Here is a 26,513-nt window from a genome sequence, read left to right as displayed (position 1 = left end):
GGACGCTCAGGCGTTGTAAAAATCCCGATACCAGTCCACGAAGTTGGCAATGCCCTCTTCCACCGTGGTAGACGGCTTGTACCCCACATCGTTGATCAGGTCATCGACATTGGCGTAGGTGGCCGGCACGTCACCCGGTTGCAACGGCAGCAGATTCTTCTCAGCTTTCTTGCCCACCCGCTCCTCAATAATCTCGATAAAACGGGACAACTCCACCGGGTTATTACTGCCGATATTGTAGATTCGGTAAGGCCCCTTGCTGGTGCCCGGATCCGGCTGGGCACCGCTCCAGTCCTGGCTCGGCTGGGCTACGTTGTCCAGAGTGCGGATAACGCCTTCGACGATGTCGTCGATGTAGGTGAAGTCCCGCTTGTGATGCCCGTGGTTAAACACGTCGATGGGCTCACCGGCCAGGATCTTTTTGGTAAAGATAAACAGCGCCATATCCGGCCGGCCCCAGGGGCCGTAAACAGTAAAGAACCGCAGCCCGGTGGTGGGCAGGTTGTACAGATGGCTGTATGTATGGGCCATCAGCTCGTTGGCTTTCTTGGACGCCGCGTACAGGCTCAGCGGATGATCCACGTTATCGTGCACGGAGAATGGCATGGTCTCATTGGCCCCGTACACGGAGCTGCTGGAGGCATACACCAGGTGCTTGACCTCGTTATGACGGCAACCCTCAAGGATGTTCATGAAGCCGACCAGATTGGCATCCACATAGGCATGAGGGTTCTCCAGGGAATACCGGACTCCGGCCTGGGCTGCCAGGTGCACTACCCGCTCGGGCTTGTGTTCACGAAAAACCGCTTCCATGGCCTCGCGGTCGGCCACGTCCTGGCGTACTTCGGTGAAACCGGGCTTGTTCAGCAGCCGGGCCAGGCGTGCTTCCTTGAGATTGACGTCGTAATAGTCGTTGACGTTGTCCACGCCAATCACTTCATCGCCACGATCGAGCAAACGGTGAGCAAGATGCGAGCCGATAAAGCCGGCGGTTCCCGTAACGAGGATTTTCAAGATCTGTTCTCCATGAAAAATGGCGCCCGAAGGCGCCTTTTAGCGGTCCTGGTCAGAACGCCACGCCAACACTGGCGAAGGGTCCGGACATTTCGACATCCAGTTTGTCGTCATCATCTTCATAGTCGATGGCCATCTGACGATAGCCCGCCCGCAGCTGCAGCATGGCGAATTCGTACTGGCCATAAGCGTTGAAGTCGTGCAGAGAGTCGCCGCTGTAGCTGATGAAATTGCCCTCTGCACCTACGGACACGCCAGTTAACGGCAGGTCAAAACGGGCGGCGAGGTAGCCCATAGGAACGACGGCGTCGACGGAGGTTTTACTGACATTGGCAATATCATTCACGTCCCGTAAAACCAGCTCACCATCAAAATTTCTGGCGGTCAGGCCCAGATCGAGGTTCACCCAGTTATCAAGCACTTCGTAGTACAGGGTGACGTCCAGTTGGTCGATATCCAGATCCGAACGAACAGGAGCCCCTGGCAGAATTCCATCAAATGCTTCCAGCCCGATCTCACCACGCCCACTCTGGGAAATGCTGGTGTAATTCAACCGTACGTTCGGCAGCACCGGAATCGGATGCTCGAAAAACGCCGTGAAGTTCGCGTTGCTGTCGCTGTCGAGGTTGAGATCCTTTTCAATATCAACGGCCGAATCCTTGTTGACCACTTCGCCGGAGAAATCGGAATCCCAATAGCTAACGTTGGCGCCAACGCCCAGTACATCAGCATTGGCCAGCGGCGCGGCCAAAGCCAGTGAGCCACCTACAACAATCATCAGTTTACGCATAACGCACCCGTTTTTTGTGGTTGTATTGCCCGGTCAGTCAAACTTTATGCCGAGACGACGACCGACCTCTTCATAGGTTTCGATCACTTCGCCAAGGCCCTGGCGGAAGCGATCCTTGTCCATCTTCTTGCGGGTTTCCTTGTCCCAGATACGACAGCCATCGGGGCTGAATTCGTCACCCAGAACGATCTGACCACCACTGCGGCCAAATTCCAGCTTATAGTCCACCAGCAGCATGCCGGCGTCGTCAAACAGTTTTTTCAGCACGTCGTTGACCTTATAGGTCAGCTCTTTCATCCGGGCCAGCTCATCGGCCTTGGCCCAGCCGAAGCTGACCGCCAGGGATTCGTTCACCATCGGATCGTGCAGCGCGTCGTTTTTCAGAAAGAGCTCAAAGGTGGGCGGGTTCAGCTCCTGACCCTCTTCCACGCCAAGGCGACGGCACAGGCTGCCCGCAGACACATTGCGCACCACGCATTCAACCGGGATCATCTCGAGCTTCTTGACCAGGGACTCGGTATCAGAGAGTAGCCCTTCGAAATGGGTAGGTACGCCGGCCGCTTCCAGCTTTTCCATGATGAAGGCATTGAACTTGTTGTTCACCATGCCCTTGCGGTTCAGCTGTTCTTTTTTCTCTCCGTCAAAGGCAGAGGTATCGTCACGGAATACCAGAACAAACCGCTCGGGATCGTCCGTGCGGTAAACCGATTTTGCCTTGCCGGCGTAAAGCTCGTCGCGCTTTTCCATTACTTTCTCCAAACGGCCGGTGGCCACGGCCACCCCGTTAATCAATACAGATGTTCAAAGAGTTGGGTGAGCAGATCTGCAGAACTGCGTTCACCCTCGTAGCTGTCATGCTGCTCGGCGGTAACGCTCATGGCGTCGGCACCCTGCTGAATCCGGATTGTGTGGGTGTGGACCGGCTTTTCAGCATCACTGAACCACGAGAACCAGCCCGGACTACGCTCGTCTTCCGTGCGGAAATCCACCTGCAACCAGCCTTCACTGCGATTCAGATCCAGTACCGGCAGCCCCATTTCCTCCAGGGACCGATTGACCTCTGCCCAGGTGCGGCCGAAATCCAGTTCCACCCGAATGGCAACCGCTTCATCCTGTTCCGACTGCAGGCGCACCAGCGGCTCGGACACCATGCCTGAGGCCGCCCGCGAGAAGGATTTGTTGTCCTCACGCTGTTTGAGGAAATCCCCCAGCTCGGCCAACAGCACCCGTTGTTGTTGCTCGAAGGTTGCATTGGTCACCGTGCCACTGTCCCAGGGCAGAAGCTCTTCCGGAGCTTGCTCCAGCTCCAGAATACGCACGCGGATTTCGGTGGTTTTACGCCGAATGCCAGGGGCCAGGCGGGCCTGCATCACCACCTTGGGTTCTGTGGCGGTCGGATTATCGGCGAGCCCCAGCAGCGTACGGCTGCGCTTGCTGAAGTTCGCCAGTTCACTCTGAATAATCCCAAGTTGAGGACTGTCATGGGCAATGCCCAGGCCGCTCTCATTCATCCAGGCACTGACCACGGGCCAGAGTCGTCCTGGCACCTCATTGACCAGCAGCCAGATACGGCCGTCCAACTCTTCAATCACATAGTTTTCGTCCAGAATCTCGGATGTCATATCCGGCGGACGGGGAATCGACGACGGGTAAAGATTGCGGGAATCGGCGGTGTTGATTGACCGTATCGGCATGGTCTCGCTCAGCCGGGAGCTGTCGAGGCCTTCAGGCACCTGAATCGGCTCGCCTTCCGGTGCGTTGACATAGCCTTCGGAACGATCATCGATCAGGCTGCAACCGGCCAGGGCACTGGCAAGCACCAATGCCGAAACAGGTCGAGCGAACAAAACGGTTTTCTTACGGGCTCTTGCAGGAACCTGCATCGGGTTACTCCGGTTAACGGTAACGGTGGCCTCAGAGAACACCTGAGGCCTTGAGCGCGTCTTCCACCTCGCCGTGGAACTTTTCGCTGAGCGGCGTCAGAGGCAGACGAATGCCCTCACCGATCATGCCCATGCGGTAAAGCGCCCATTTTACCGGAATCGGGTTGGCCTCCAGAAACAGCTTGCGATTAAGCGGCATCAGCAGTTCGTTCAAGCGGCGGGTTTCGTCTTCGTTGCCCGCAATGGCCGCTTCACAGAGCTCAGCCATGGCCTTCGGAGCGACGTTGGCCGTTACCGAAACATTACCTTTCGCACCCGCCAGCATCAGATCTGCCGCCGTGGCGTCGTCACCGGAGTAAACCGCAAGGCGTCCATCCAGGGCTTCGATCAGCTCGGCGCCACGGGGAATGTTCCCGGTCGCGTCCTTGATCCCAACGATATTGGGGATATCGGCCAGGCGGACGACCGTCTCGTTGAGCATATCGCAGGCGGTGCGGCCCGGTACGTTGTAGAGAATCTGGCTCATGCCCGGTACTGCTTCCGCGATGGCCTTGAAGTGCTGATACAGGCCTTCCTGGGTCGGCTTGTTGTAGTAAGGCACTACGAGCAGACAGGCATCGGCACCGAGTTTGTGGGCTTCGGTGGTCAATTCGATGGCTTCGCGCGTACTGTTACCACCGGTACCTGCAATAACGGGAATCCGGCCGTTTACACGTTTTATGATGTGCCCGATCGTCCGGATATGTTCCTCCGGATCCAGGGTTGCGGATTCGCCAGTGGTGCCCACAGCAACAATGCCATGGGTGCCGTTTTCGATATGAAAGTCCACCAGCTTGTCCAGATCCTCCCAGTGAATATCACCGTTTGGATACATGGGCGTGACCAGTGCGACAAGGCTACCCGTAATCATAAAAGCTCCGTCCGAATAAAACCGATATGGTAATGTTGGGCTCGAACTGACACAAGGGAATTAAAGGAGATGTCATGTCATCCGTAGCATTGAATCAACCCGTGCCAGAATTTCAGGCTGAGGCCACTGGCGACCAGACCGTTCGCCTGAGCGACCTGAAAGGCCGGAACATCGTTATTTACTTCTACCCGAAAGACAATACACCGGGCTGCACCACCGAGGGCCAGGACTTCCGGGACAGAATGGAAGCCTTTGCTGCCGAGGACACCGAGATTTTCGGCGTCTCGCGGGATGGCCTGAAAGCCCATGATAACTTCCGGGCAAAATACGACTTTCCGTTCCACCTGATTTCCGACAAGGACGAATCCCTGTGCAAGCTGTTCGACGTCATCAAGCTCAAGAAGCTTTATGGCAAGGAGCACCTTGGCATTGAACGCAGCACCTTCCTGATCGACAAGGAAGGCGTGCTGCGCAGGGAATGGCGCGGCGTCAAGGTAAAAGGGCACGCCGACGAGGTGCTGGAAGCCGTCAAAGCCCTTTAACGCCCTATTCCGCAATGGCTGGTGGCGGAGGCGACTCCTTCACCGGCCAGGCGGCGAAGACCGCTTTCAGCATCGTCGCCAGCGGAATCGCAAAAAACACGCCCCACAAGCCCCAGATTCCGCCAAAGAACAGTACGGCAACAATAATCGCCACCGGGTGCAGGTTGTTCACTTCCGAGAACAGAATCGGTACCAGGACATTGCCATCAAGCGCCTGAATAATGCCGTAGATGACCATGACCCAGATAAAATGGCTGCCCCAGCCGAACGCAAACAGGCCGATCACTGCCACTGGAATGGTGACCACCGCAGCGCCAATGTAGGGAATCACCACGCTCAGCCCCACCAACAGGGAAAGCAATGCCGCATATGGCATACCGAGAAACTTGAAGGCGACATAGGTGACGCCACCCACTATCAGGATCTCCACCGCCTTGCCACGGACGTAGTTGGCACATTGCAGATTAACCTCGTGCCAGATGCGAACCATCATTGGTCGCTGCGGAGGTAGCAGGCGGGCAAATGAGTTCACCAGGACCCGACGGTCTTTCAGAAAGAAAAAGACCAGGATAGGCACCAGAACCATGTAGATCAGCAAGGCCACAAGGTCCGGAATGCTGGAGAGCGAGAAAGACACCAGCCATTGAGTCAGGTGCCCTACTTCGGCCGAGATCTGCTGATACATGGTATTCACAGATTCAGCAGAAACCAGATGCGGATATTGTTGCGGCAGAACCTCCAGATAGGACTGCAGCTCGCGGATGATCCGTGGCGCTTCGCCGGCAAGGGTACTCAGCTGGGTCCAGATCAACGGCAACAAGCCGAAGATGAAGCCCACCAGCACGCCCAGAAACACCACAAACACGCCAATCACGGCGATCAGCTCAGGCACACCCATCCGGTTCAGCTTTGACACCAGGCCCTGCAGAATGAACGCGACAATCAGGGAAGCGATGGCCGGCGCCAGCATGGCCCCGAACCAGATAATAAAGACGGTGCCTGTCACCAGCAGCAAAAACAGGATGACGGCTTCTTCGTCTGAAAAATACTTGTGGGCTAGACCGCGCAGAATTCTGACCATGAATGACTCCGGAAATTAACCGCCGCACTTTATCACGAAACGGTATTCCCCATTACTCTCCGATTGGCTGACAAGCGTATGGGCCGACAACGCCAGCCAGGCAGGTATGTCCCTCAGTGAGCCGGTATCCGTGGCGACAACCACCAATTCCTCCCCGGGCGTCATGGAGTTGAGTTCCAGCTTGGTTTTCAGCAGCGGCATGGGACAACGCAGGCCGCTGGCATCCAGGGTTCTGTCAGCCATAATCAGCATTTACCATTACGTTTCATACAGTAATCAGGCAGGCATTATGCCGCTGGTGTTACTCTATTGCATCACAAGAGTTGGTAATACTCCGGAGAACTTGCCGGCTGCCGCCTTGTCAAACGGGCAACACGAATTCGAGGCATCCTCAGACATATGAAGTACCAGAACGAAGGCCAACACCGCTCCCCCTGGGCCCTGATCGTTTTTCTGGCGCTCAGCATGGCGGTCACCAGCCCGGCCACACGCGCGCAGTCGTCAGACCTGCCAAGCATCGGCGGTAGCGGCGGCCTGATCTCCGGACAAATGGAAGCTGATATTGGCCAACAGGTTATGGCCTCCATTCGCCGTTCAGCCCCGCAACTTCAGGACCCACTGGTCTACGACTACCTGAGCGCGATCATTTATCGTCTGGTGCCGTCCGCACCGCTGGATAATCGCGACCTGAAACTGGTGCTGATTGACAGCCCGGCCATCAACGCTTTCGCCGTGCCCGGCGGCGTGGTAGGCGTAAATGGGGGCCTGTTTCTGAACGCCGCCACCGAACAACAGTTTGCCTCGGTCCTGGCCCACGAACTGGCCCACCTCAGCCAGCGCCATTTTGCTCGCCGAATGCAGCAACAGGAAACCAGCGCTCCGTTAACCCTGGCCGGCATGATCGCCGGTATCGTGCTTTCTGCGGTTACCCAGTCAGACATTGGCATTGCCGCCATCGCCGGCACCCAGGCCATGGCTGTGCAGAACATGCTGGCCTACAGCCGCTCCCACGAACAGGAAGCCGACCGGGTTGGCATGGACATCCTGGCCAGTGCCGGCATGGACCCGAGAGGTATGCCCGAGATGTTCGAAATCATGATGAGACAGAACCGCCTGCAGGGAAATCGCCTGCCGGAATACCTTTCCACTCACCCGCTGACCCAGAACCGGGTTGCCGACACCCGCAACCGGGCCGAACAATACCCTGATACCCGGGTGCAGGACGGACAGGAATATCACCTGGTTCGCAGCCGCCTGCAGGTGCATTACAGCGAATCCCCGGAAACGGCGATAGAAACGTTCGAGGCTTACCTGGCCCGGGAAGACGCCCAGCGCAACGATGCCATTCGCTACGGCCTGGCGGTGGCTTATCAGGAAAGCCGGCGCTATGAGAAGGCGGAGCAGCTAATGCGGGAATTATTGAAAGCCAACCCCGGGCGCATCACGTTCCAGGTATCACTGGCGGAAGTTCTGCTCAGCCAGAAACGGTATGCCGACGCCAGAGCGCTTATGCAGGAGGCCCTGGCGCGCAATCCCGGCAACTATCCAATAACATCCACGCTGGCGGCCATCGAGATTGCCGATGGTAACGGCGCCGCCGCTGCCGACTACCTGAGGGAGCTGACTCGCCGCCTGCCCAGCCAGGAGCAACTGTGGCTGAGACTGGCCGAAGCCGAAGGTATGGCGCGAAATATTGTCGGCGTACACCGGGCGAGAGCGGAATACGATGTACTGATGGGCGATCTGAAATCAGCACAGCGGCAATTGCGCCAAGCCCAGGAGAAACTGCCGGCCGGCTCCGCCGAACGCCAGGTGGTGAGTGAGCGCCTTGGTGAGCTGACTAACCGGCTTCAGGCGCGCGAAGCCGGTTAGGAATAACCCCGAAGCCTTCAGGCGTTGCCGGCAGCCTTGAGGTTCATGTTGGCGGTGAAGTCCAGCATCCGGCGCAGCGGGCGCAGCGCGTCTTCTCGCAGCTCGTCATCCACATGCACTTCCTGGTCGCCATGCTCAAGCACGTGCAGCAGATTCTCCAGACCGTTCATGGCCATCCAGGGACAATGGGCACAGCTTCGGCAGGTTGCGCCGTTGCCCGCGGTGGGCGCTTCAATCAACGTTTTGTTGGGCGCCAGCTGTTGCATCTTGTAGAAAATGCCGTTGTCGGTTGCAACGATAAACTCTTCGTTCGGAAGCGTTTGCACCGCATGAATCAGTTGCGAGGTTGAACCGACCACATCCGCCATCTGTACCACCGCATCGGGTGACTCCGGGTGCACCAGGATTGCTGCATCCGGGTACAGAGCCTTGAGGTCTTCCAGGCCACGGTACTTGAATTCCTCGTGCACGATGCAGGAGCCGTCCCACAGCAGAACGTCTGCGCCTGTGGTTTTCTGTACATAGCCGCCCAGGTGTTTGTCTGGCGCCCACAGGATTTTTTCACCTTTGGCGTCCAGATGCTCAACAATGGCCTGGGCGCAACTGGAGGTGACCACCCAATCGGCCCGGGCTTTCACCGCAGCCGAGGTGTTGGCATAAACCACGACGGTGCGATCCGGGTGCTGATCACAGAACTCGGAGAACTCGTCTGCCGGGCAACCAACATCAAGCGAGCAAGTTGCCTCCAAAGTCGGCATCAGAACCTTTTTCTCCGGATTCAGAATCTTTGCCGTCTCTCCCATGAAACGAACGCCGGCAACGACAACGGTGGAGGCCGGGTGTTGGTTACCGAAGCGCGCCATTTCCAGGGAATCCGCCACACAACCACCGGTCTCTTCTGCCAGCCGCTGGATGTCCGGGTCGGTGTAATAATGCGCTACCAGAACGGCATCCTTCTCCTTCAGAGCCACCTTGATCCTGGCCTCGAGATCAGCTTTCTCTGAGGCGCTCAGGGGCTTGGGCTCCGCCTGATGGGCGAGATGTTCCTGAACCAGAATGCGGTCTTGCGCTTTAGTCATCACTTATTCTCTGATTGACGTTAACGGCCAGAGTATATCACTTCTGCCTTTGGTTTCATGATCCTGCAATGTGGGTATGCCAGATTGCAGGATAGCGTCCGTCCTGTGGGTATAGGTGGGTTCTTGCGGGCAAAAAAAAAGAGCCTTTCGGCTCTTTTTTCCGCAAACCCCGTGGTGAAGGCTTGCCTTGTTGGTGGGTCGTGAAGGATTCGAACCTTCGACCAATTGGTTAAAAGCCAACTGCTCTACCAACTGAGCTAACGACCCCTAACTGGCTGTGCTGGCTTTTCATCCAGCGAACGCGCGGCCAAAACCTCGCACTCTGAATTTGGTGGGTCGTGAAGGATTCGAACCTTCGACCAATTGGTTAAAAGCCAACTGCTCTACCAACTGAGCTAACGACCCAAACGAGGCGCACATATTACTGATATTTTTTTGGTGATCAACCCCTTTTTTTCATGGTCGACCAACTTTTTTCAATGACCGATCAAGATCCGTGCAAGTTGACCAGATACCGATCAACCCTGGGCGGAATCAAGATACTTCTTCGCCAACTCTGCCGCCCCTGAATCGGGGTACTGTTCGACAACGGAGGTCATCCGACGCCGTGCCTCGTCTTTTTCGCCCAGGCGATCCAGAGTCACCCCCAGCTTGTACACAGCGTCCGGCGCCTTGCGATGATCACTATAGCGCGTCGCAACGATGGTAAAAGCCTGACGGGCCTGCTCCAACTGGGGTTTCGCCAGATAGACTTCACCAAGCCAGTAATAGGCATTAACGGTGAGGTCGCCCTCGGGATAGGTATCCACAAACTCGTACAGGCGGGTTATCGCCGTGTCGTAGTCTTTCTTGTTGCGGATAAGGTCGATAATGTCGTTATAGGTTTTCTGCTCTTCCGGTTCCGGCGAACGATACACCCGGGTCGGCTTCAGTCTTCCACTGTCTGCTGAAGCTCCCGCTGCAGCCGGCTGCTGTGCAGCACTGGCCCCGGACTCGACGGCCTTGGACAGCTCCAGTATCCGCTGATCCAGATCCACATAGCGGTCCCTGCCCTGCTGTTGCAGGCGACCAATCTGGTGCTGCTGTTCTTCAACCTGGCCACGCAGGTCTCGCACTTCGCGCTGCAGTTGCTGAATCATGTAGAACAGCTCTGCCGTGGCCTGGTTGTTGCCAGCCTTACGCTGGGCCTCGGAGCTGTTGTTCTGGAATGCGGGTGTGGACGACTGTGCATGGGCGACTCCCGCCAGGCCAAGGCCCAGCGGGATCAGCACGGCCGCCATGAGCTGTTTTCTCATGGATACGTCCGTCTAGGTCGGTTTTACTGGAATACCAGCTCTACGCGACGGTTCTGTGCCCAGGCACTTTCAGTGGAACCACGCACGGCCGGCTTTTCTTCACCATAGCTTACGGTTTCAATCTGGCCACGGGAAGCGCCGTTTACGATCAGGAAGCGCTGTACGGCATTCGCGCGGCGCTCACCCAGAGCCAGGTTGTATTCCTTGGTGCCACGCTCATCCGCATGACCTTCCAGGCGTACCTGCTGACGCGGGTTGTCCGCCAGGTAGCGAGCGTGGGCAACCAGCACGTCACGGGCGTCCGGCTTGATTTCGGACGTATCGAAATCGAAGTAGAAGGTGGTGATGTCACGCAGGGCTTCCTGCTCGGCTTGCTCCTGAGCGGCCCGGCGCTCGTCATCAGTCAGCTCGGAGGCGGAAACGCCGGAGCCATCCGCACCACCGTAAACGGTAGAACCGCCATCCTGATCAATCGCGGCCACGTCAGAACCGTAAGCACCCTCTTCCATGTTCTCACCGGTGGAGCTACAACCAGCAACCAGGCCGGCGGACAGGAGCATGGCAAACGCTTTTGTAGAGAAAGACATCTTCATCACGTTATTTCCTCTTTTCAGGTCTTCGTTGAATTAATTCAGTTCAGTACATTTTCAGCGGGTAACCGGCCCCCAGGCCGGCTCCCGCACTTCGCCCTCGGAGGCCGGCAGGCTATACGCCGCACCTCCGTCTGCGGATACCACGGTCAGTACGCCTTCCCCGTTCTGACGGGTTGCGTAGATCAGCAACCTGCCATTGGGAGCCACACTGGGTGATTCATCGGAGCCGGTGCGGGTAATAACCGTCTCTTCGCCGGTCTCCAGGTTCGTTCTGGCAATATGGAAGGCACTGTCGCGCTGATGAACGTAATAGACATAGTCACCCGTGGGGCTCGGTCGCGGCCTTGCGTTGTAGCGACTGCCAAAGGTAATTCGACGCGGCTCAGCCCCCGGGCGTTCCATGTGATAGAGCTGCGGACCACCGGAGCGATCAGAGGTAAAGTAGATACCCCGGTCGGCATGGTCCCATGCGGCTTCGGTATCAATCGCCCAATGGTCGGTCAAACGCGTCAGATTGCGGCTGGCAAGGTCCATTCGGTAAATCTCGGCGTTACCGTCACGGGAAAGCGTCATCAACAGGGAACGGCCATCGGCCGACCAGGCCGGTGCCGAGTTCAGCCCCGGGAAGTCTGCGACCTTCTGGCGCTCACCGGTAGCCAGTTCGTGGACAAAAATAACCGGCTTGCCCGTCTCAAAGGAAACATAGGCCAGTTTCTTTCCATCCGGCGACCAGGCCGGTGACAGAATCGGCTCCCGGCTTTCCAACCGGACTTTGGAGCGCTTACCATCCACATCGCTGACCTGAAGCCGGTAACGGGTCTGCTCGCCCTCACCAGACACGGTGATGTAAGCCAGCTTGGTGGAGAATACACCGGGAGCTCCGGTAATAGCCTCATACACCCGGTCACTGATGTGGTGGCCCAGCGATCGCAGGTTAGAGGCAGGAACTGCCGCCGTTTCACCAAGAATCCGCTTCTCCTGGTTAACATCAAACAACTCGTAGCGGGCCTGAATCCGATCGCCATTGCGGGTCAACTGACCTACCAGCACATAGCGCTGTCCCAGCATGCGCCAGTCCCGGAAATACACCTCGGAGCGTTCAGAGGGAAGGCTCAGCATTTTCGATGGTTCTAGCGGGCGAAACTCACCACTCATGGTCAGATCTGCCTGCACGATACTGCCCACCTTGTCCCCGGCGGGCATACTGCCACTCTCTGCGAACGGTACAACGGCAATCGGAATGGCCGACCCCGCACCTTCGGTAATGCGGATCAACAGTTCCGCCCGGGCGCCCAGGGATGCCGTCAAAAACAGCACCAGGCAGGCAATAACCGGTGTCTTCAGAAAGCTACCAGAGCAACGGGATCTGCTTTTCATAAACATTGTCAACCTCACCGCAGTCTTTGCGGGTTGAATTCAATCATGAACTGGCGGAAATAACGCTCAAACGTGTCACGATTATCCGGAATGGGATAGCGGTTCAATGATCGGACCGCACTCAGGGCCGAGTTATCAAACGCAGTGTTGCCACTGCTACCGACCAACTTCACACTGGCCAGTTCACCGGTGGGCAACAGTGTGATCTGCAACCTCGCCGTCATGTTTTCATTCGCTGAGGACGGCGGATACCACGCCTGCTTTAACCGCTCGCGAATCAACGCCTGGTATTTATCACTCTCGCTCTGCATCTGTGCTTCTCTTGCGCGCGCTGCCGCGGCTTCCTGCTGGCGGCGGGCTTCCGCTTCACGCTCTTGCCTGGCCTGATCCGCCAGCGCTTCCAGCTGCTGTTCACGCAGGCGCCTCTCAGCCTCAAGACGTTTCCGCTCCGCCTCTTTGCGAGCTTCCTCTTCGCGGCGCTGGCGTTCAGCCTCTTCTTTCTTTCGCTGCTCTTCCTGACGGCGCTTTTCTTCCTCGGCCCGGCGTTTAGCTTCTTCTTGCCGCTTGCGCTCTTCCTCAGCTTTCTGCCGTTCCCGCTCTTTGGCTTCGGCTTCCGCTTTCTGGCGCGCCGCTTCACGCTCTCTGGCTTGCTTCTCTGCCAGCTCCTTTGCCTGCGCCTCTTGCTGACGACGCTCTTCTTCGCGCCTGCGAGCTTCTTCCTGAGCCTTCCGTTCCGCCTCCTGCCGGGCTTTTTCTTCAGCCTGGCGCTGGCGTTCAGCTTCTTCCTGCTCGCGCGCCTGTGCCTGCTTGCGCTCCTGCTCTTTATCCGCCTCGTCCTGCTCTTCCACCACCGGTGTCGGCCTTGGTTCAGGACTGATCAGCCGGGCCGAAATACTTCTGGGCTCCGGTTCTGGTGGCGTATTCCACGACCACCCGGCCAGAGCAATACCGAACACCAGCAGGTGCAGCCCTACCGAGACCGCCACCGGCGATTTCAGAGGAGCTTTTCCGGTACTGACGATGTCCCGCTTGTGGCCCTTCAAAATGTCACCATCATCCAATTACTGATTATCATTGGGCGCGTCGGTAATCAGGCCAATCCCGGTGGCCCCGGCAGCCTGCAGCTCAGCCATCAGGCGCACCACCACACCGTAGTCCACGTACTCATCGCCCCGGACGAGCACTTCACCGTTGCTCCGTTGGGACAGAATCTTTGCCACCTGGTCGCGCACCTCGTCCAGCGCCATCGGCTCGCTGGCGTCGTCACCCACTTCCAGATAGTAGGCGCCATTGCTATCGACAGACACGGTGATGGACTCCACGTCTTTGTCCTGTTGAATCGGATCGGAGGTTGTCTCCGGTAGATCCACCTTCACGCCCTGGGTGAGCATCGGTGCCGTCACCATGAAGATCACCAGAAGCACCAGCATCACATCGATGTAGGGGACTACGTTGATCTCAGACATCGGCTTGCGCCGTTGCTGAGGCATCATTCCCATACCTTTCATCTCGCTACACTCCTGTTACCGCCAGATGGCAACTTATGCTGCGGCCTGATCGCTGTTGTGGACCCGGCGATGCAGAATGCTGGAAAACTCTTCCGCAAAGGTTTCATAGTTCTTCAGCAAGGCGTCGGACATGGCCGAGAACCGGTTATAGGCAATGACCGCAGGGATGGCCGCGAACAGGCCCATGGCCGTGGCAATCAACGCCTCAGAGATACCCGGCGCCACCGTAGCCAGCGTGGCCTGCTGCACCTGCGCCAGACCGCGGAAGGAGTTCATGATGCCCCACACGGTGCCGAACAGGCCAACGTAGGGACTGGTGGAACCGACCGTGGCCAGGAACGGCAGATGGGTTTCCAGGCGCTCCTGCTCCCGGGAAAAAGCCACGCGCATGGCTCTTTGGGTACCTTCCATCACGGCGTCGGCATCCCGGCTCTGCTGACGAAGGCGGGAGAACTCTTTGAACCCTGCCCGGAACACAGACTCCATACCGGAAAACGGCGTTGGCTCCGCACTCACTTCTTTGTAGAGCTGGCCCAGATCCATGCCGGACCAGAACCGGTCCTCAAATTCCAGCTGAGCCTGACGGGCTTTCCGGAAGACCTGCAGGCGCTGGAAAATCAGTGCCCAGGAGACGACCGATGCCAGCATCAGCAACAGCATGACCAACTGCACCAATATCCCTGCATTCGCAATCAGATGCCAGACTGACAGTTCCGTTTCCACTGTTCACTCCCAAGTAGTTTTGTAAATCTTTCAACAAATTATACGAAATTCTTAAGAATTTCCTGCATATTTTCCGGAAGACGCCGGGGTTTGCCGGTATCCAGTGCAACACAGGCCACACGGACGTCTGCATCACACAGTAACTGCCGATCATCCGCCCGATACACGCATTGCCGAAAGCCCATCCAGACCCGGGATGCGGCTTTCAGTTCAGCTGTAACCAGCAACTGATCATCCAGCTTCGCGGGCATCCGGAAGTGCAGATTCATCTTTTGCACCACGTAACTGATATTGTGCTCCAGCCCCGCACGAAGCCCAACGCCCTGGCTACGGACCCACTCCGTTCTGGCACGCTCCATGTAGTGCAGGTATTTGGCATGAAAAACAATGCCACCGGCATCCGTATCTTCTATGTAGACCCGAACCGGCAGTTCAAAGCTGGCAGAGGGATCACTCAAAAAGGTCGTCCTCCCGGCCGGATCTGGGCGGCACTACTCCGAAATGCTGGTAGGCATTCGACGTCACCATACGCCCTCTCGGTGTACGCACCATGTATCCCTGCTGAATCAGGAATGGCTCCAGTACGTCCTCAATGGTACCCCGCTCCTCACTGATTGCGGCCGCCAGACTCTCCACACCCACCGGGCCACCATCAAATTTCTCGATCATGGCGAGCAACAAGCGACGGTCCATGTGGTCGAACCCCTGGCTGTCCACTTTCAACATGTTGAGTGCCTGGTCGGCGATATCCGCAGTGATATGGCCGTTGGAGCGCACTTCGGCAAAATCCCTGACTCGCCGCAACAACCGGTTGGCAATCCTTGGCGTTCCCCGGGACCGACGGGCAATCTCGAACGCCCCTGCCTCGTCGATTTCCACCGACGACAGCCGGGCCGAACGGGTAATGATATGGGTGAGGTCCTGATGATTGTAGAACTCCAGGCGCTGGACAATGCCGAACCGGTCTCGCAGCGGAGACGTCAGCAGACCAGCACGTGTGGTTGCCCCCACCAGCGTAAACGGCGGCAGATCCAGCTTGATAGACCGTGCAGCTGGCCCTTCACCAATCATGATATCCAGCTGATAGTCTTCCATGGCCGGATAGAGCACTTCCTCCACCGCCGCACTCAGGCGATGAATCTCGTCGATAAACAGGACGTCACCTTCCTCGAGGTTGGTGAGCATGGCAGCCAGGTCTCCGGCCTTTTCCAGTACCGGGCCGGACGTCGTCTTGATCGAGACACCCATCTCATTGGCAATGATGTTGGCCAGAGTGGTTTTACCAAGCCCGGGAGGGCCGAAAATCAGCACATGATCCAGCGCTTCCTGGCGGCCCCGGGCAGCGGAGATAAAAATCTCCATCTGTTCGCGTACCGTAGGCTGGCCCACATACTCGGAAAGCAACGTCGGACGGATGGCCCGATCATGCACTTCCTCATATTCTCCGGCCTTGGCCGATATCAATCGGTCCGATTCAATCATGGCATTATCCGCTTGCTGGGAATAAACAACATGCCCGCTGGCTCACCCTGTAAGTCAGGTTGCACCAATTGTACAAAGGGGCGCTTGTGAGTCACGTTACGCTCTATACACATTGGTGTCATGGTTCTGTGGCCATAGCCGACACAAAAACGCCGGGTTGTTACCCGGCGGGAATCATATTCTTCAGGGCCAGACGTATCAGCGTTTCGCTGTTCATATCCGGGCCGGCCACCTTGCTGATCGCCTTGGCCGCCTCCTGGGGCTTGTAGCCAAGCGCAATCAATGCGGCCTCAGCCTCCTCCCGAGGGTCAGGCCCAGCCTGATTCGCGGTAGCCGCCCCGGCTCCAGTCGGCACATCGAGCTGAGACGGGACGAACTGCCCTTCCAGCTGCCCTATCCTGTCGGCCATTTCAATCAACAGCCTCTCGGCCGTTTTTTTGCCGACACCGGGCAGTTTGACCAGCGAATTCGCGTCCCGAGCCTCGACACAGCGGATGAATTGCTGTGCATCCAGGCCCGACAGAATGCCCACCGCAAGTTTGGGGCCAACACCGTTAACCTTGATCAGCAGCCGGAACAGATTTCGATCCAGACGGGAGGCAAAACCATAAAGGCTCTGGGCGTCTTCACGAACGGCGAAATGGGTATGAAGGGTCACTTCCTGCCCGGTCTCGGGCAGATGAAAAAACGTGGTGTAGGGAATGTCAATTTCGTAACCCAGGCCGGAACATTCCACCAGCGCCTGCCCGGGAGACTTTTCAATCAGCATTCCTCGGATTCGACCAATCAAACGGGCTCTCCTGTCGCGGCAAACCGCCGCTTATGGTTGGCGTACGCGGCCGCTTCTGACCTTACCTCCGGTCCTGGCCATACGTAATACACTCTGGTTCATATGGGCATGGCAGAGGGCAATGGCCAGGGCATCGGCGGCATCCGCCTGTGGTTTTCGGGACAGCCCCAGAAGCGCCTGCACCATGTGCTGCACCTGGGATTTATCCGCTCCACCAGTACCCACCACCGCCTGCTTCACCTGCCGGGCAGAATACTCATGGACTGCCAGGCCGCTGTTGGCGGCACTGACGATTGCAGCTCCCCTTGCCTGACCGAGCTTCAGGGCCGAGTCCGGGTTGCGCGCCATGAACACCTGCTCAATAGCGAACTCCTCCGGGCGATATTCGCCAATCAGCACGGCGAGACTGTGGAAAATAGTCTGCAGCCTCTCCGCCATTGGCTTTTCACCTACTCGGATGCAGCCACTGTCGAGGTACTCAAGAAGCCGGCCTTCAGAACGAATAAGACCGTAACCGGTGATGCGGGAGCCGGGGTCTACCCCCAGGATGATTGCCATCCGCCTGCCCTCGGAAGTGAGAGAGTCTGGCCGTGCCGGAGATGGCGCGCCACCTCCGGCATCGTGCCTTTACTCTTTATTTTCTGCCTTGTTGCCTTCAACGGCTTTAGCAGAACGGCGCAGACGAATATGCAGCTCCTTCAGCTGCTTCTCGTCTACCTCGCCCGGCGCCTGAGTCATCAGACAGGTGGCGCTCTGGGTTTTCGGGAAAGCGATGACGTCGCGGATTGACGAAGAACCGGTCATCAGCATCACCAGACGATCCAGACCAAAGGCCAGACCACCGTGAGGCGGGCAACCAAATTTCAGGGCATCCAGCAGGAAGCCAAACTTGGCACGAGCCTCTTCCTCTCCGATACCCAGGATACGGAACACCGCTTCCTGCATTTTCTCGTCGTGGATACGGATAGAACCACCGCCCAGCTCGGTACCATTGAGCACCATGTCATAGGCACGGGACAAGGCGTTCGCCGGGTCTGCTGCCAGATCTTCCGGACTGCAGGACGGCGCCGTGAACGGGTGGTGAATGGCGGTCAGATTGCCATCCGGCAGCTCCTCGAACATCGGGAAGTCTACAACCCACATTGGTGCCCACTCGCAGGTAAGCATGTTGAGGTCGTGTCCTACCTTGATACGCAGGGCGCCCAGGGCTTCATTCACGACGGTAGCCTTATCAGCGCCGAAGAAGACGATATCGCCATCTTCCGCACCTACGCGCTCCATGATGGCCAGCGCAACGTCGTCACCCAGGAATTTCACGATTGGCGACTGCAGGCCTTCGGCACCCTTGGCCAGTTCGTTTACCTTGATGTAGGCCAGGCCCTTGGCACCGTAGATACCAACAAACTTGGTGTAGTCATCAATCTGTTTACGGGTCAGCTCGGCACCCTTGGGCACGCGAAGGGCGGCGACACGGCCTTTCGGATCTTTGGCGGGACCAGCGAACACCTTGAAGTCCACGCTTTCCACCAGATCACCCACATCCTGAAGTTCCAGAGGGATACGAAGGTCCGGCTTGTCGCTGCCGTAACGCTGCATGGCTTCAGAATACGGCATGCGCGGAAACTCCGGCAGCTCAACATCCAGCACATCCTTGAACAGGGAACGAATCATTTCCTCGTTCAGGCCCATCAGGGTTTCTTCATCGATGAAAGAAGCCTCGATGTCCACCTGGGTAAACTCGGGCTGACGATCGGCACGCAGATCTTCATCGCGGAAACACTTGGCAATCTGGTAGTAGCGATCTACACCAGACACCATCAGCAACTGCTTGAACAGCTGCGGCGACTGTGGCAGAGCGAAGAAGGAACCTTCGTGGGTACGGCTCGGTACCAGGTAGTCACGGGCACCTTCCGGGGTGGCACGGGTCAAGATCGGGGTTTCCACATCCATGAATCCGCGGCTGTCCAGGAAGTTCCGGATGTAACTGGTCACACGGGAACGGAACCGCAGACGGTTGATCATCTCCGGGCGACGCAGATCTACGAAACGGTAGCGCAGGCGAACATCCTCGCCCACGTCGACGTGCTCATCCAGCGGGAACGGCGGGGTGGCGGCTGCGTTCAGAATGACCAGCTCTTTGCCCAACAGCTCGACCTGGCCAGTGGGCATGTTGTTGTTCTCGGTACCCGCGGGGCGACGACGAACGCGGCCGGTCACCTTGATAACAAATTCGCTGCGGACTTTCTCCGCCAGAGCAAAACTTTCAGGGGTGTCCGGATCGACCACAACCTGAGACATGCCATCCCGATCTCGCAGATCCAGAAAGATGACCCCACCGTGGTCACGGCGGCGGTGTACCCATCCGCAGAGTGTGACTTCCTGATCGATGTGAGATTCGTTAATCCCACCGCAATAATGGCTGCGCATATCGGTTCCCGTTCGTTCTGAATGTGTTCGCGTTGAATCAAAGAATTTGGGCGGCTATAGCCGAAAAGCCGCCCATTATAAACACAATGACTTTGAAAATCAGGCGTCCCGAAACAGAATTGACACCGGATATCCGGCATCGGGATGACTATCAAAAAACCGGGGGCTAGAATGCATGGTTTGACCGGACCATGGAGTAAGACGTTGGCCACCCGAGCGGAACAGAAACTGAAAACCCGTCGAGCACTGATGGACGCTGCCCTCGCCCAACTGAGCGCAGATCGGGGCTTTGGCAGCCTGAGTTTGCGGGAAGTCGCCCGGGAGGCCGGCATTGCCCCCACATCCTTTTATCGGCACTTCGCCGAGCTGGACGAGCTTGGCCTGGCCCTGGTGGACGAAGGCGGCGTGGCCCTGCGGCAGCTGATGCGCCAGGCCCGTAAACGTATTGCCCGGGACGGCAGTGCGATTTCCACTTCGGTGGACACCTTCATGGAGTACCTGGGTAATAACGCCAACCTGTTCCGCCTGATGCTGAGGGAGCGCACCGGCGTATCCAAGCCTTTCCGGACGGCGGTGAAAGCAGAAATCGACCATTTCGTAACGGAGCTGGCCGACGATCTTGGCCGGTTTGCCGACGAACAGAACAAACCCCTGGCGGAAGCCAGGATTGTCGCCGAAGCCATGGTCACACTGGTCTTCAATCAAGGCGCCGAGGCGCTGGATGCAACCCCGGAAGAGCGAGAAGAACTCAAGCAGAAATTGAAAACCGAGCTGAGAATGATTCTGGTGGGTTCCCAGACCCTGGTCCAGTGGCAGCAGGGTCTGGATTGAGCTACTAAATCTTAGGCAAGTTGCTCAAGTAGCGGCTGCAGCTTTGCTTTCACACTGGCTAGCTGCTCTTCTGTGTAAGGTACAGGAGGCTGCTTGCCCCACACCGGGCCCGGCCAGGCCGGGTCGCCCTGATAGCGGACAATATGATGCAAGTGCAACTGGGGCACCATATTGCCCAGCGCTGCCACATTCATCTTGTCTCCCGCAAACAGATCCATCATCCCCTCACTCAGCACCGAGGACTCCGCCAGCAATTGTTGCTGCTGTTCGCTCGCCAACTGGTAGATTTCCCGGATGCCGGATACCCGGGGCACCAGAATGATCCAGGGCCAGGTGCTGTCGTTCATCAGCAAGATATCGCAAAGACGACTCTCTCCCAGCTTGTAGGTATCCGCCGCCAAACGCTCATGAAGCTGGAACATCAACACCCCTCCCCGGCCGTCAGACCGCTGAATGGAACTGGTTACGGCCGCGGCCAATGGCGTAGTAGATCAGGCCATGACGCTCCAGCATTTCCGGCTCGTACAGGTTGCGGCCGTCAAACACCACCGGCTCACTCAAGGTGGAGGCAATCACATCAAAGTCCGGTGAGCGGAACTCTTTCCACTCGGTGCAGATCACCAATACGTCAGCACCCTTCAACGCCTGTTCCTTGGTACCGCACAAAGTCAGTCCGTCGTGATCCCCGTAGATGCGCTGGGTTTCCTCCATGGCTTCCGGATCGAAAGCCTGCACCTTCGCACCAGCTTTCCAGAGATCTTCCATCAGGGTGCGGGAAGATGCTTCGCGCATGTCATCTGTGTTGGGCTTGAACGCCAGACCCCAGAGCGCCACGGTCTTGCCCTTCAGATCACCCTGAAAGTAGTGCGAGACCTTGTCGAACAGCACGTGCTTCTGGGCATAGTTGACGGCTTCTACGGCATTCAGCAGCTTGGATTCGTAATCACAGTCTCGGGCGGTGCGGGCCAGGGCCTGCACATCTTTCGGGAAGCAGGAACCGCCGTAACCGCAACCCGGGTAGATAAAGTGGTAACCGATACGCGGATCAGAACCGATACCCCGGCGCACTTCTTCAATATCCGCGCCCAGCCGCTCGGCCAGGTTTGCCACTTCGTTCATGAAGCTGATCTTGGTGGCCAGCATGGCATTGGCCGCGTACTTGGTCAGCTCAGCAGAACGGATGTCCATGAAGATCATGCGATCGTGGTTGCGGTTGAACGGGTAGTACACTTCCCGCAACAAATCCGCCGCCTTTTCGCTCTCGGTGCCGACCACAATCCTGTCCGGCTTCATGAAATCGTTGATGGCAGCACCTTCTTTCAGGAATTCCGGATTGGACACCACATCAAAATCCAGTTCCAACCCCCGCTTGTCCAGCTGGGCACGAACCGCCGCCTTTACCTTGTCGCCAGTCCCGACCGGTACGGTGGACTTGTCCACCACCACCTTGTAATCCTCCATGTGCTGCCCAATGGATTTCGCCACTGCCAGAACATACTGAAGGTCCGCAGAACCATCTTCATCCGGTGGCGTGCCAACGGCGATAAACTGAAGGGTACCGTGCTTGACCGCTTCCTCGGTGTCCGTGGTAAATGCCAGGCGACCAGCCTCAACGGTGTGCTTGACGATGTTGTCCAGGCCTGGCTCGTAAATAGGAATCTGGCCGTTCTTCAGTTTTTCGATCTTGCCCTGGTCCACATCCATGCACAGCACGTGGTGCCCGACATCCGCCAGACAGGCGCCAGTCACAAGGCCGACATAACCGGTTCCGAAAATCGTAATCTTCATGCAACTCTTCCTGAAAATTTAGAATAAAAACTGTCAGTGGCCTGCTTTCTTTTGCTGCCAGATCTTTTCCCAGGCCAGTGCGGTCCGCACAATGGTATTCAGGTCATCGAAATCCGGCTGCCAGCCCAGAACATTCTTGATCCGTGTGTTATCGGCCATCAGCGCAGCCGGGTCGCCGGCTCGGCGTCCGGTTTCCTGTACCAGGAAATCAACGCCGGACTCGGCTTTCACCACATCGATCACTTCACGCACGGTGAAACCACGGCCATAACCGCAATTGAGTACCTGGGACTCTCCACCTTTGGCCATATAATCCAGCGCCATAACATGGGCCTTGGCCAGATCTTCCACATGGATGTAGTCGCGGACACAGGTGCCGTCACGGGTCTCGTAGTCAGTGCCAAACACGCTCATGCCGTCTCTCTGCCCGGTCACGCACTCGCAGGCTACCTTGATCAGGTGCGTTGCCTCCGGCGTTGCCTGCCCCAACAAGCCGTCCGGGTTGGCGCCGGCCACATTGAAATAGCGAAGGATCACGTAATTCAGACTGCTGGCAGCGGCGAGGTCCATCATCATGCGCTCGCTCATCATTTTCGAGGCGCCGTAGGGGTTGATGGGAGCCAGCGGCAGGTCTTCCGTCAGTACGGTTTGCTCGGGCATACCGTAAACCGCTGCGGTGGAGGAAAACACCATGTAGGGAACCTGATAGTGCTCAACCATCTTGAGAAGATTCAGGGTGTTCCGGGTGTTGTTGCTGTAGTACTTGAGGGGGTTGGAAACGGATTCCGGTACCACGATATTGGCGGCAAAGTGCAGTACCGCCTCGAACTTATGCTGCGAAAAAACCGCACTGAGGGCTTGCTCATCGGCAAGGTCGCCCACCACCAACTCGCCGGCGGTCACGGCCCAGCGATAACCGGTAGACAGGTTATCAAAAACGACAATGTCATGACCTGCCGCCGCCAGCTGACGCACAACGTGACTGCCGATATATCCGGCACCGCCGGTAACAAGTACTTTCACGCAGAGTTACTCCTTCCCTGAATTCTGTTTACGCCGCCGCCGAATCTCTGCCCGCCGCCGGCTGAAAAAATCACTGATAACCTGGCCGCACTCGCCTTCCAGGACACTGCCTTCCGCTTCTACTTGCCAGTTAAGGTGGGCCTCGTCCAGCGTACGCCGGGCAGATTCTACCGCACCCGCTTTGGGCTCGCGGGCACCATAAACAAGGCGGCTGATTCGGCTGTGCACAATGGCGCCCACACACATGGTGCAAGGCTCAAGGGTGACGTATAAAGTTGCCCCGGTCAGCCGGTAGTTCCCCACCCTGGCGGAGGCATCCCGCAAAGCCCGAATCTCCGCGTGGGCTGTGGGATCACAACCGGTAATGGGCGCATTGTAACCCACGCCCAGCTCCTTACCATCACGGACAACAATCGCGCCAACGGGCACTTCGCCTATCGAGGCCGCCCGCTCCGCCAGCATCAGTGCACGGGCCATCCAGTATTGATCATTCTTTGGTGAATCCGACATAAATGCGGCTCTACTGATAGCGCCCTATACAACTACGATAGTGGCCAACCCCGAAAGCGCCACGAAAATACCATTATTCGCCGTCTTAACCAAGCGACGGCCCCGGGCGCACCCGCACTGAAAGAAGATTTTTTACTCAGACAACTGTCATACCGTTTTACCTTTCGGGGCCTATACTGACATACGTCATGTTTCAATCAGTGCAGTCCGTGCAAGACTTACAAGGACCTGAATCGCATCTGCAGCCGCAGATCCTTCAAGGAGAGAACATTATGAAAGCATTGGTATTTCACGGACCAGGAAAGCGTAGCTGGGAAGACAAGCCACAGCCTGCAATCGAGAAACCCACAGATGCCGTGGTGCGCATCACCCATACCACCATTTGCGGCACCGACCTGCACATCCTGAAAGGCGATGTGCCAGCGGTCACGAAAGGTCGCACTCTCGGCCACGAAGGCGTGGGAGTGGTCGAAGAAGTGGGTGACGGAGTAAGTAACATCAAGGTTGGCGACAAAGTGTTGATTTCCTGCGTCACCTCCTGCGGGCGTTGCGACTACTGTAAGCGCGGCATCTATGCCCACTGCCGGGACGGCGGCTGGATTCTGGGGCATTTGATCGATGGCACCCAGGCCGAGTATGTACGCATCCCCCATGCCGACAACAGCCTGTACCACCTGCCTTCAGGAATGGACCCAGCTGCCGCGGTGATGCTCAGCGACATCCTGCCCACAGGACACGAGATTGGCGCTCTCGCCGGCGAAGTCAAACTGGGGGACACAGTCGCCATCATCGGCGCCGGCCCCATCGGACTGGCCGCCGTAATGACCTCCCGCTTCTACTCACCGGCGCGTATCATCATGATTGATCCGGACGAGAACCGCCTGGCAATGGCCAGGATGCTGGGGGCCACAGACACCATCGCCCGAGACCCCATCGAAACCATCAAAGAACTGACCAACGGTGAGGGTGTAGACGTTGCCATGGAGGCGGTCGGCATACCTGAGACCTTCGATATCTGCCAGAGCATCATTCGCGCTGGCGGCAACATCGCGAACATCGGCGTACACGGCAAAAGCGTGGAATTCCGGCTGCAGGACCTGTGGATCAAAAACATCACGGTACGCACCGGCTTGGTGAGCACCAACACCATTCCGGTGCTGATGAAGGTCGTCGAGAGTGGCGATGTGAAGCCGGAGGACCTGGTCACACACCGCCTCAAGCTCAACGATATCGAAAAAGCCTACGACATCTTCAGCCAGGCGGCGAAGGAGAAAGCAGTCAAGATGTTGCTGACCGCCGAATGACGACCTGAAAACGAAAAAAGGCGGCAAGCATCCCTGCTTGCCGCCTTCCGGCTCTAGCCTGCCCGACTCATTCCCATTCAATGGTTGCGGGCGGCTTGGACGAAATATCGTAGGTCACCCGTGATACACCGGAAATCTCGTTGATAATCCGGTTGGATACGGTTTCCAGCAGTTCGTACGGGAGCCGCGCCCAGCGTGCGGTCATAAAGTCCACGGTTTCCACGGCACGGATCGCGATCACGTATTCGTAGCGGCGGGCATCACCCACTACACCCACGGATTTCACCGGCAGGAACACGGCAAAGGCCTGGCTGGTCTTGTGGTACAGGTCAGCACGATGCAGTTCTTCCAGGAAGATCGCGTCGGCACGACGCAGAATGTCCGCATACTCTTTCTTGACCTCGCCGAGGATACGAACCCCCAGCCCCGGCCCCGGGAACGGGTGGCGGTAGACCATGTCGTACGGCAGGCCAAGCTCGAGGCCGATCTTGCGGACTTCGTCCTTGAACAGCTCGCGCAGCGGCTCTACCAGTTTCATCTTCATGGTTTCCGGCAAGCCACCCACATTATGGTGGGACTTGATGACATGGGCTTTACCGGTTTTGGACGCAGCGGATTCAATCACGTCCGGATAGATGGTGCCCTGGGCCAGCCAGTTCACATCCGTGATCTTCGCGGCTTCCGCATCGAACACATCAATAAAGGTATTACCGATGATCTTGCGCTTCTGCTCCGGATCGTTCACGCCCTTGAGCTTGGACAGGAACAGGTCTTCAGCGTCTACACGGATAACCTTAACGCCCATGTTACTGGCAAACATGTCCATCACCTGATCGCCTTCGTGCAGGCGCAGCAGGCCGTTGTCCACGAACACGCAGGTAAGCTGGTCACCGATGGCTTTATGCAACAACGCCGCCGTAACCGAAGAATCCACACCACCGGACAGGCCCAACAGCACCTTGTCGGAACCCACCTGCTCGCGAATCTGCCGAACGGCATCGTCGACGATCTTGGCCGGGGTCCACAGAGCCTCACAGCCGGAGATGGTCAGGACAAAGTGCTCGAGGATGCGCTTGCCCTGCAGGGTGTGAGTCACTTCCGGGTGGAACTGAACGCCGTACAGGTTGCGGCTCAGGTCCTGCATGGCAGCAATCGGCGCGCTCTCAGTGGAGGCCAACAGCTCGAAGCCTTCCGGCATGGCGACCACTTTGTCGCCGTGGCTCATCCAGACGTCCAGCAGGGAATCACCAGCCGGCGTCAGGTGGTCGGTAATGTCTGCCAGCAGCGGGCCCTTGGCACGAACCTTCACCTGGGCATAACCGAACTCCCGCTTCTCGGAACTGGCAACCCGACCGCCAAGCTGCTCTGCCATGGTCTGCATGCCGTAGCAGATACCCAGCACCGGAATACCACGATCGAACAGACCTTCCGGGGCACGCGGGCCACCGAGCTGGGTGACCGATTCCGGGCCGCCCGCCAGAATAATACCCTTGGGATTGAACTCGTTAAGTTCGTCATCGGTGATATCGAATGCCTTGATCTCGCAGTAAACCCCGATTTCACGAACGCGACGAGCGATCAACTGGGTGTACTGGGAACCGAAATCGAGAATCAGGATACGGTGGTCGTGAATGTTCTGGGCCATGGAGTCCTCGGGCTGTAAAGAAACAACGCGGCCCGGAAACCGGGCC

General features: G+C 57.6%; 28 protein-coding genes and 2 tRNA genes. 4 read left to right on the top strand and 26 right to left on the bottom strand.

What is annotated here, in order from left to right; translation table 11 throughout:
• Positions 1–6: 6 nt before the first annotated feature.
• Genes Q674_RS39405 through dapA form a run of 5 tightly spaced genes read right to left on the bottom strand, consistent with a single transcriptional unit; the run spans position 7 to position 4,597 of the window.
• Positions 7–1,014, bottom strand: coding sequence for an NAD-dependent epimerase (locus Q674_RS39405; RefSeq protein WP_023010023.1), 1,008 nt, complete (start codon positions 1,012–1,014; stop codon positions 7–9).
• A gap of 52 nt (positions 1,015–1,066) precedes the next feature.
• Positions 1,067–1,804, bottom strand: coding sequence for a TIGR04219 family outer membrane beta-barrel protein (locus Q674_RS39400; RefSeq protein ID WP_023010022.1), 738 nt, complete (start codon positions 1,802–1,804; stop codon positions 1,067–1,069).
• Between the two features lie 33 nt (positions 1,805–1,837).
• A complete protein-coding gene (gene purC, locus Q674_RS39395) occupies positions 1,838–2,551 on the bottom strand; it encodes a phosphoribosylaminoimidazolesuccinocarboxamide synthase (RefSeq protein WP_031210513.1) in 714 nt (237 codons plus the stop codon).
• Positions 2,552–2,592: 41 nt separating this feature from the next.
• The gene (gene bamC / locus Q674_RS39390; RefSeq protein WP_023010020.1) at positions 2,593–3,687 is read right to left on the bottom strand and encodes an outer membrane protein assembly factor BamC; all 1,095 of its coding nucleotides are present in this window, start codon (positions 3,685–3,687) and stop codon (positions 2,593–2,595) included.
• Positions 3,688–3,718: 31 nt separating this feature from the next.
• A complete protein-coding gene (dapA, locus tag Q674_RS39385) occupies positions 3,719–4,597 on the bottom strand; it encodes a 4-hydroxy-tetrahydrodipicolinate synthase (protein WP_011785174.1) in 879 nt (292 codons plus the stop codon).
• Between the two features lie 74 nt (positions 4,598–4,671).
• On the opposite strand from dapA, the gene Q674_RS39380 reads away from it, so the two are divergent.
• Positions 4,672–5,139 (top strand): peroxiredoxin, encoded by a 468-nt coding sequence (locus Q674_RS39380; protein ID WP_011785175.1) that lies wholly within the window; start codon positions 4,672–4,674, stop codon positions 5,137–5,139.
• Between the two features lie 4 nt (positions 5,140–5,143).
• Here the strand turns inward: Q674_RS39380 and Q674_RS39375 are convergent, their stop codons facing one another.
• Positions 5,144–6,220 (bottom strand): AI-2E family transporter, encoded by a 1,077-nt coding sequence (locus tag Q674_RS39375; protein ID WP_011785176.1) that lies wholly within the window; start codon positions 6,218–6,220, stop codon positions 5,144–5,146.
• A gap of 15 nt (positions 6,221–6,235) precedes the next feature.
• A complete protein-coding gene (locus Q674_RS39370; protein ID WP_011785177.1) occupies positions 6,236–6,463 on the bottom strand; it encodes a sulfurtransferase TusA family protein in 228 nt (75 codons plus the stop codon).
• A gap of 156 nt (positions 6,464–6,619) precedes the next feature.
• Here Q674_RS39370 and Q674_RS39365 point away from each other — a divergent pair, with 156 nt between their 5' ends.
• A complete protein-coding gene (locus Q674_RS39365) occupies positions 6,620–8,092 on the top strand; it encodes a M48 family metalloprotease (RefSeq protein ID WP_011785178.1) in 1,473 nt (490 codons plus the stop codon).
• Positions 8,093–8,109: 17 nt separating this feature from the next.
• On the opposite strand, the gene nadA is transcribed toward Q674_RS39365, so the two are convergent.
• The 14 genes from nadA to aspS form a co-directional block, all read right to left on the bottom strand.
• The gene (gene nadA, locus Q674_RS39360) at positions 8,110–9,171 is read right to left on the bottom strand and encodes a quinolinate synthase NadA (RefSeq protein ID WP_011785179.1); all 1,062 of its coding nucleotides are present in this window, start codon (positions 9,169–9,171) and stop codon (positions 8,110–8,112) included.
• Between the two features lie 191 nt (positions 9,172–9,362).
• A tRNA-Lys gene (locus Q674_RS39355) sits at positions 9,363–9,438 on the bottom strand.
• Positions 9,439–9,500: 62 nt separating this feature from the next.
• Positions 9,501–9,576: transfer RNA gene (locus Q674_RS39350), tRNA-Lys, on the bottom strand.
• A gap of 113 nt (positions 9,577–9,689) precedes the next feature.
• Positions 9,690–10,466, bottom strand: coding sequence for a tol-pal system protein YbgF (gene ybgF / locus Q674_RS39345; protein WP_022991086.1), 777 nt, complete (start codon positions 10,464–10,466; stop codon positions 9,690–9,692).
• A 23-nt stretch (positions 10,467–10,489) separates the two neighbouring features.
• Positions 10,490–11,059, bottom strand: a complete 570-nt coding sequence (gene pal / locus Q674_RS39340; RefSeq protein WP_011785181.1) for a peptidoglycan-associated lipoprotein Pal — start codon at positions 11,057–11,059, stop codon at positions 10,490–10,492.
• A 54-nt stretch (positions 11,060–11,113) separates the two neighbouring features.
• Complete coding sequence (gene tolB, locus Q674_RS39335) at positions 11,114–12,436, bottom strand: Tol-Pal system beta propeller repeat protein TolB (RefSeq protein ID WP_031210512.1); 1,323 nt, start codon at positions 12,434–12,436, stop codon at positions 11,114–11,116.
• 14 nt (positions 12,437–12,450) lie between these two features.
• Positions 12,451–13,479: a cell envelope integrity protein TolA gene (tolA, locus tag Q674_RS39330; protein WP_226610678.1), complete on the bottom strand. Its 1,029-nt coding sequence runs from the start codon at positions 13,477–13,479 to the stop codon at positions 12,451–12,453.
• Positions 13,480–13,497: 18 nt separating this feature from the next.
• Positions 13,498–13,944, bottom strand: a complete 447-nt coding sequence (tolR, locus tag Q674_RS39325) for a protein TolR (protein ID WP_023010018.1) — start codon at positions 13,942–13,944, stop codon at positions 13,498–13,500.
• A 33-nt stretch (positions 13,945–13,977) separates the two neighbouring features.
• A complete protein-coding gene (gene tolQ, locus Q674_RS39320; protein ID WP_011785185.1) occupies positions 13,978–14,667 on the bottom strand; it encodes a protein TolQ in 690 nt (229 codons plus the stop codon).
• 38 nt (positions 14,668–14,705) lie between these two features.
• Positions 14,706–15,125, bottom strand: a complete 420-nt coding sequence (gene ybgC / locus Q674_RS39315) for a tol-pal system-associated acyl-CoA thioesterase (protein WP_011785186.1) — start codon at positions 15,123–15,125, stop codon at positions 14,706–14,708.
• Positions 15,118–16,149, bottom strand: a complete 1,032-nt coding sequence (ruvB, locus tag Q674_RS39310; protein ID WP_011785187.1) for a Holliday junction branch migration DNA helicase RuvB — start codon at positions 16,147–16,149, stop codon at positions 15,118–15,120. Before ruvB ends, ybgC begins: the two co-directional genes overlap by 8 nt.
• A 160-nt stretch (positions 16,150–16,309) precedes the next feature.
• On the bottom strand, positions 16,310–16,939 hold the full coding sequence (gene ruvA, locus Q674_RS39305; RefSeq protein WP_031210510.1) for a Holliday junction branch migration protein RuvA: 630 nt from the start codon (positions 16,937–16,939) through the stop codon (positions 16,310–16,312).
• 30 nt (positions 16,940–16,969) lie between these two features.
• Positions 16,970–17,497 (bottom strand): crossover junction endodeoxyribonuclease RuvC, encoded by a 528-nt coding sequence (gene ruvC / locus Q674_RS39300; RefSeq protein ID WP_011785189.1) that lies wholly within the window; start codon positions 17,495–17,497, stop codon positions 16,970–16,972.
• 69 nt (positions 17,498–17,566) lie between these two features.
• Positions 17,567–19,366: an aspartate--tRNA ligase gene (gene aspS, locus Q674_RS39295; protein ID WP_023010017.1), complete on the bottom strand. Its 1,800-nt coding sequence runs from the start codon at positions 19,364–19,366 to the stop codon at positions 17,567–17,569.
• 204 nt (positions 19,367–19,570) lie between these two features.
• Here aspS and fabR point away from each other — a divergent pair, with 204 nt between their 5' ends.
• The gene (gene fabR, locus Q674_RS39290; RefSeq protein ID WP_023010016.1) at positions 19,571–20,197 is read left to right on the top strand and encodes an HTH-type transcriptional repressor FabR; all 627 of its coding nucleotides are present in this window, start codon (positions 19,571–19,573) and stop codon (positions 20,195–20,197) included.
• A gap of 11 nt (positions 20,198–20,208) precedes the next feature.
• On the opposite strand, the gene Q674_RS39285 is transcribed toward fabR, so the two are convergent.
• Genes Q674_RS39285 through tadA form a run of 4 tightly spaced genes read right to left on the bottom strand, consistent with a single transcriptional unit; the run spans position 20,209 to position 23,518 of the window.
• Positions 20,209–20,619 (bottom strand): HIT domain-containing protein, encoded by a 411-nt coding sequence (locus Q674_RS39285; RefSeq protein WP_031210509.1) that lies wholly within the window; start codon positions 20,617–20,619, stop codon positions 20,209–20,211.
• A gap of 19 nt (positions 20,620–20,638) precedes the next feature.
• Positions 20,639–21,985 carry a UDP-glucose dehydrogenase family protein gene (locus tag Q674_RS39280; RefSeq protein WP_023010014.1) on the bottom strand — a complete coding sequence of 449 codons (1,347 nt, stop codon included), beginning with the start codon at positions 21,983–21,985 and terminating at the stop codon, positions 20,639–20,641.
• A 33-nt stretch (positions 21,986–22,018) separates the two neighbouring features.
• On the bottom strand, positions 22,019–23,008 hold the full coding sequence (galE, locus tag Q674_RS39275; RefSeq protein ID WP_011785194.1) for a UDP-glucose 4-epimerase GalE: 990 nt from the start codon (positions 23,006–23,008) through the stop codon (positions 22,019–22,021).
• 6 nt (positions 23,009–23,014) lie between these two features.
• Entirely contained in the window at positions 23,015–23,518 is a 504-nt protein-coding gene (tadA, locus tag Q674_RS39270) for a tRNA adenosine(34) deaminase TadA (protein ID WP_011785195.1), read from the bottom strand.
• Between the two features lie 272 nt (positions 23,519–23,790).
• Here tadA and Q674_RS39265 point away from each other — a divergent pair, with 272 nt between their 5' ends.
• Positions 23,791–24,822, top strand: coding sequence for a zinc-dependent alcohol dehydrogenase family protein (locus Q674_RS39265; protein WP_011785196.1), 1,032 nt, complete (start codon positions 23,791–23,793; stop codon positions 24,820–24,822).
• Between the two features lie 67 nt (positions 24,823–24,889).
• On the opposite strand, the gene guaA is transcribed toward Q674_RS39265, so the two are convergent.
• Positions 24,890–26,467, bottom strand: coding sequence for a glutamine-hydrolyzing GMP synthase (gene guaA / locus Q674_RS39260; protein ID WP_023010013.1), 1,578 nt, complete (start codon positions 26,465–26,467; stop codon positions 24,890–24,892).
• Positions 26,468–26,513: the final 46 nt, after the last annotated feature.

Origin of the sequence: Marinobacter sp. EVN1, from assembly GCF_000475375.1 — a bacterium.
GTDB lineage: Bacteria > Pseudomonadota > Gammaproteobacteria > Pseudomonadales > Oleiphilaceae > Marinobacter > Marinobacter nauticus.
The sequence above is the reverse complement of the archived record's forward strand: the minus strand, read 5'-3'. Positions and strand labels throughout refer to the sequence as shown.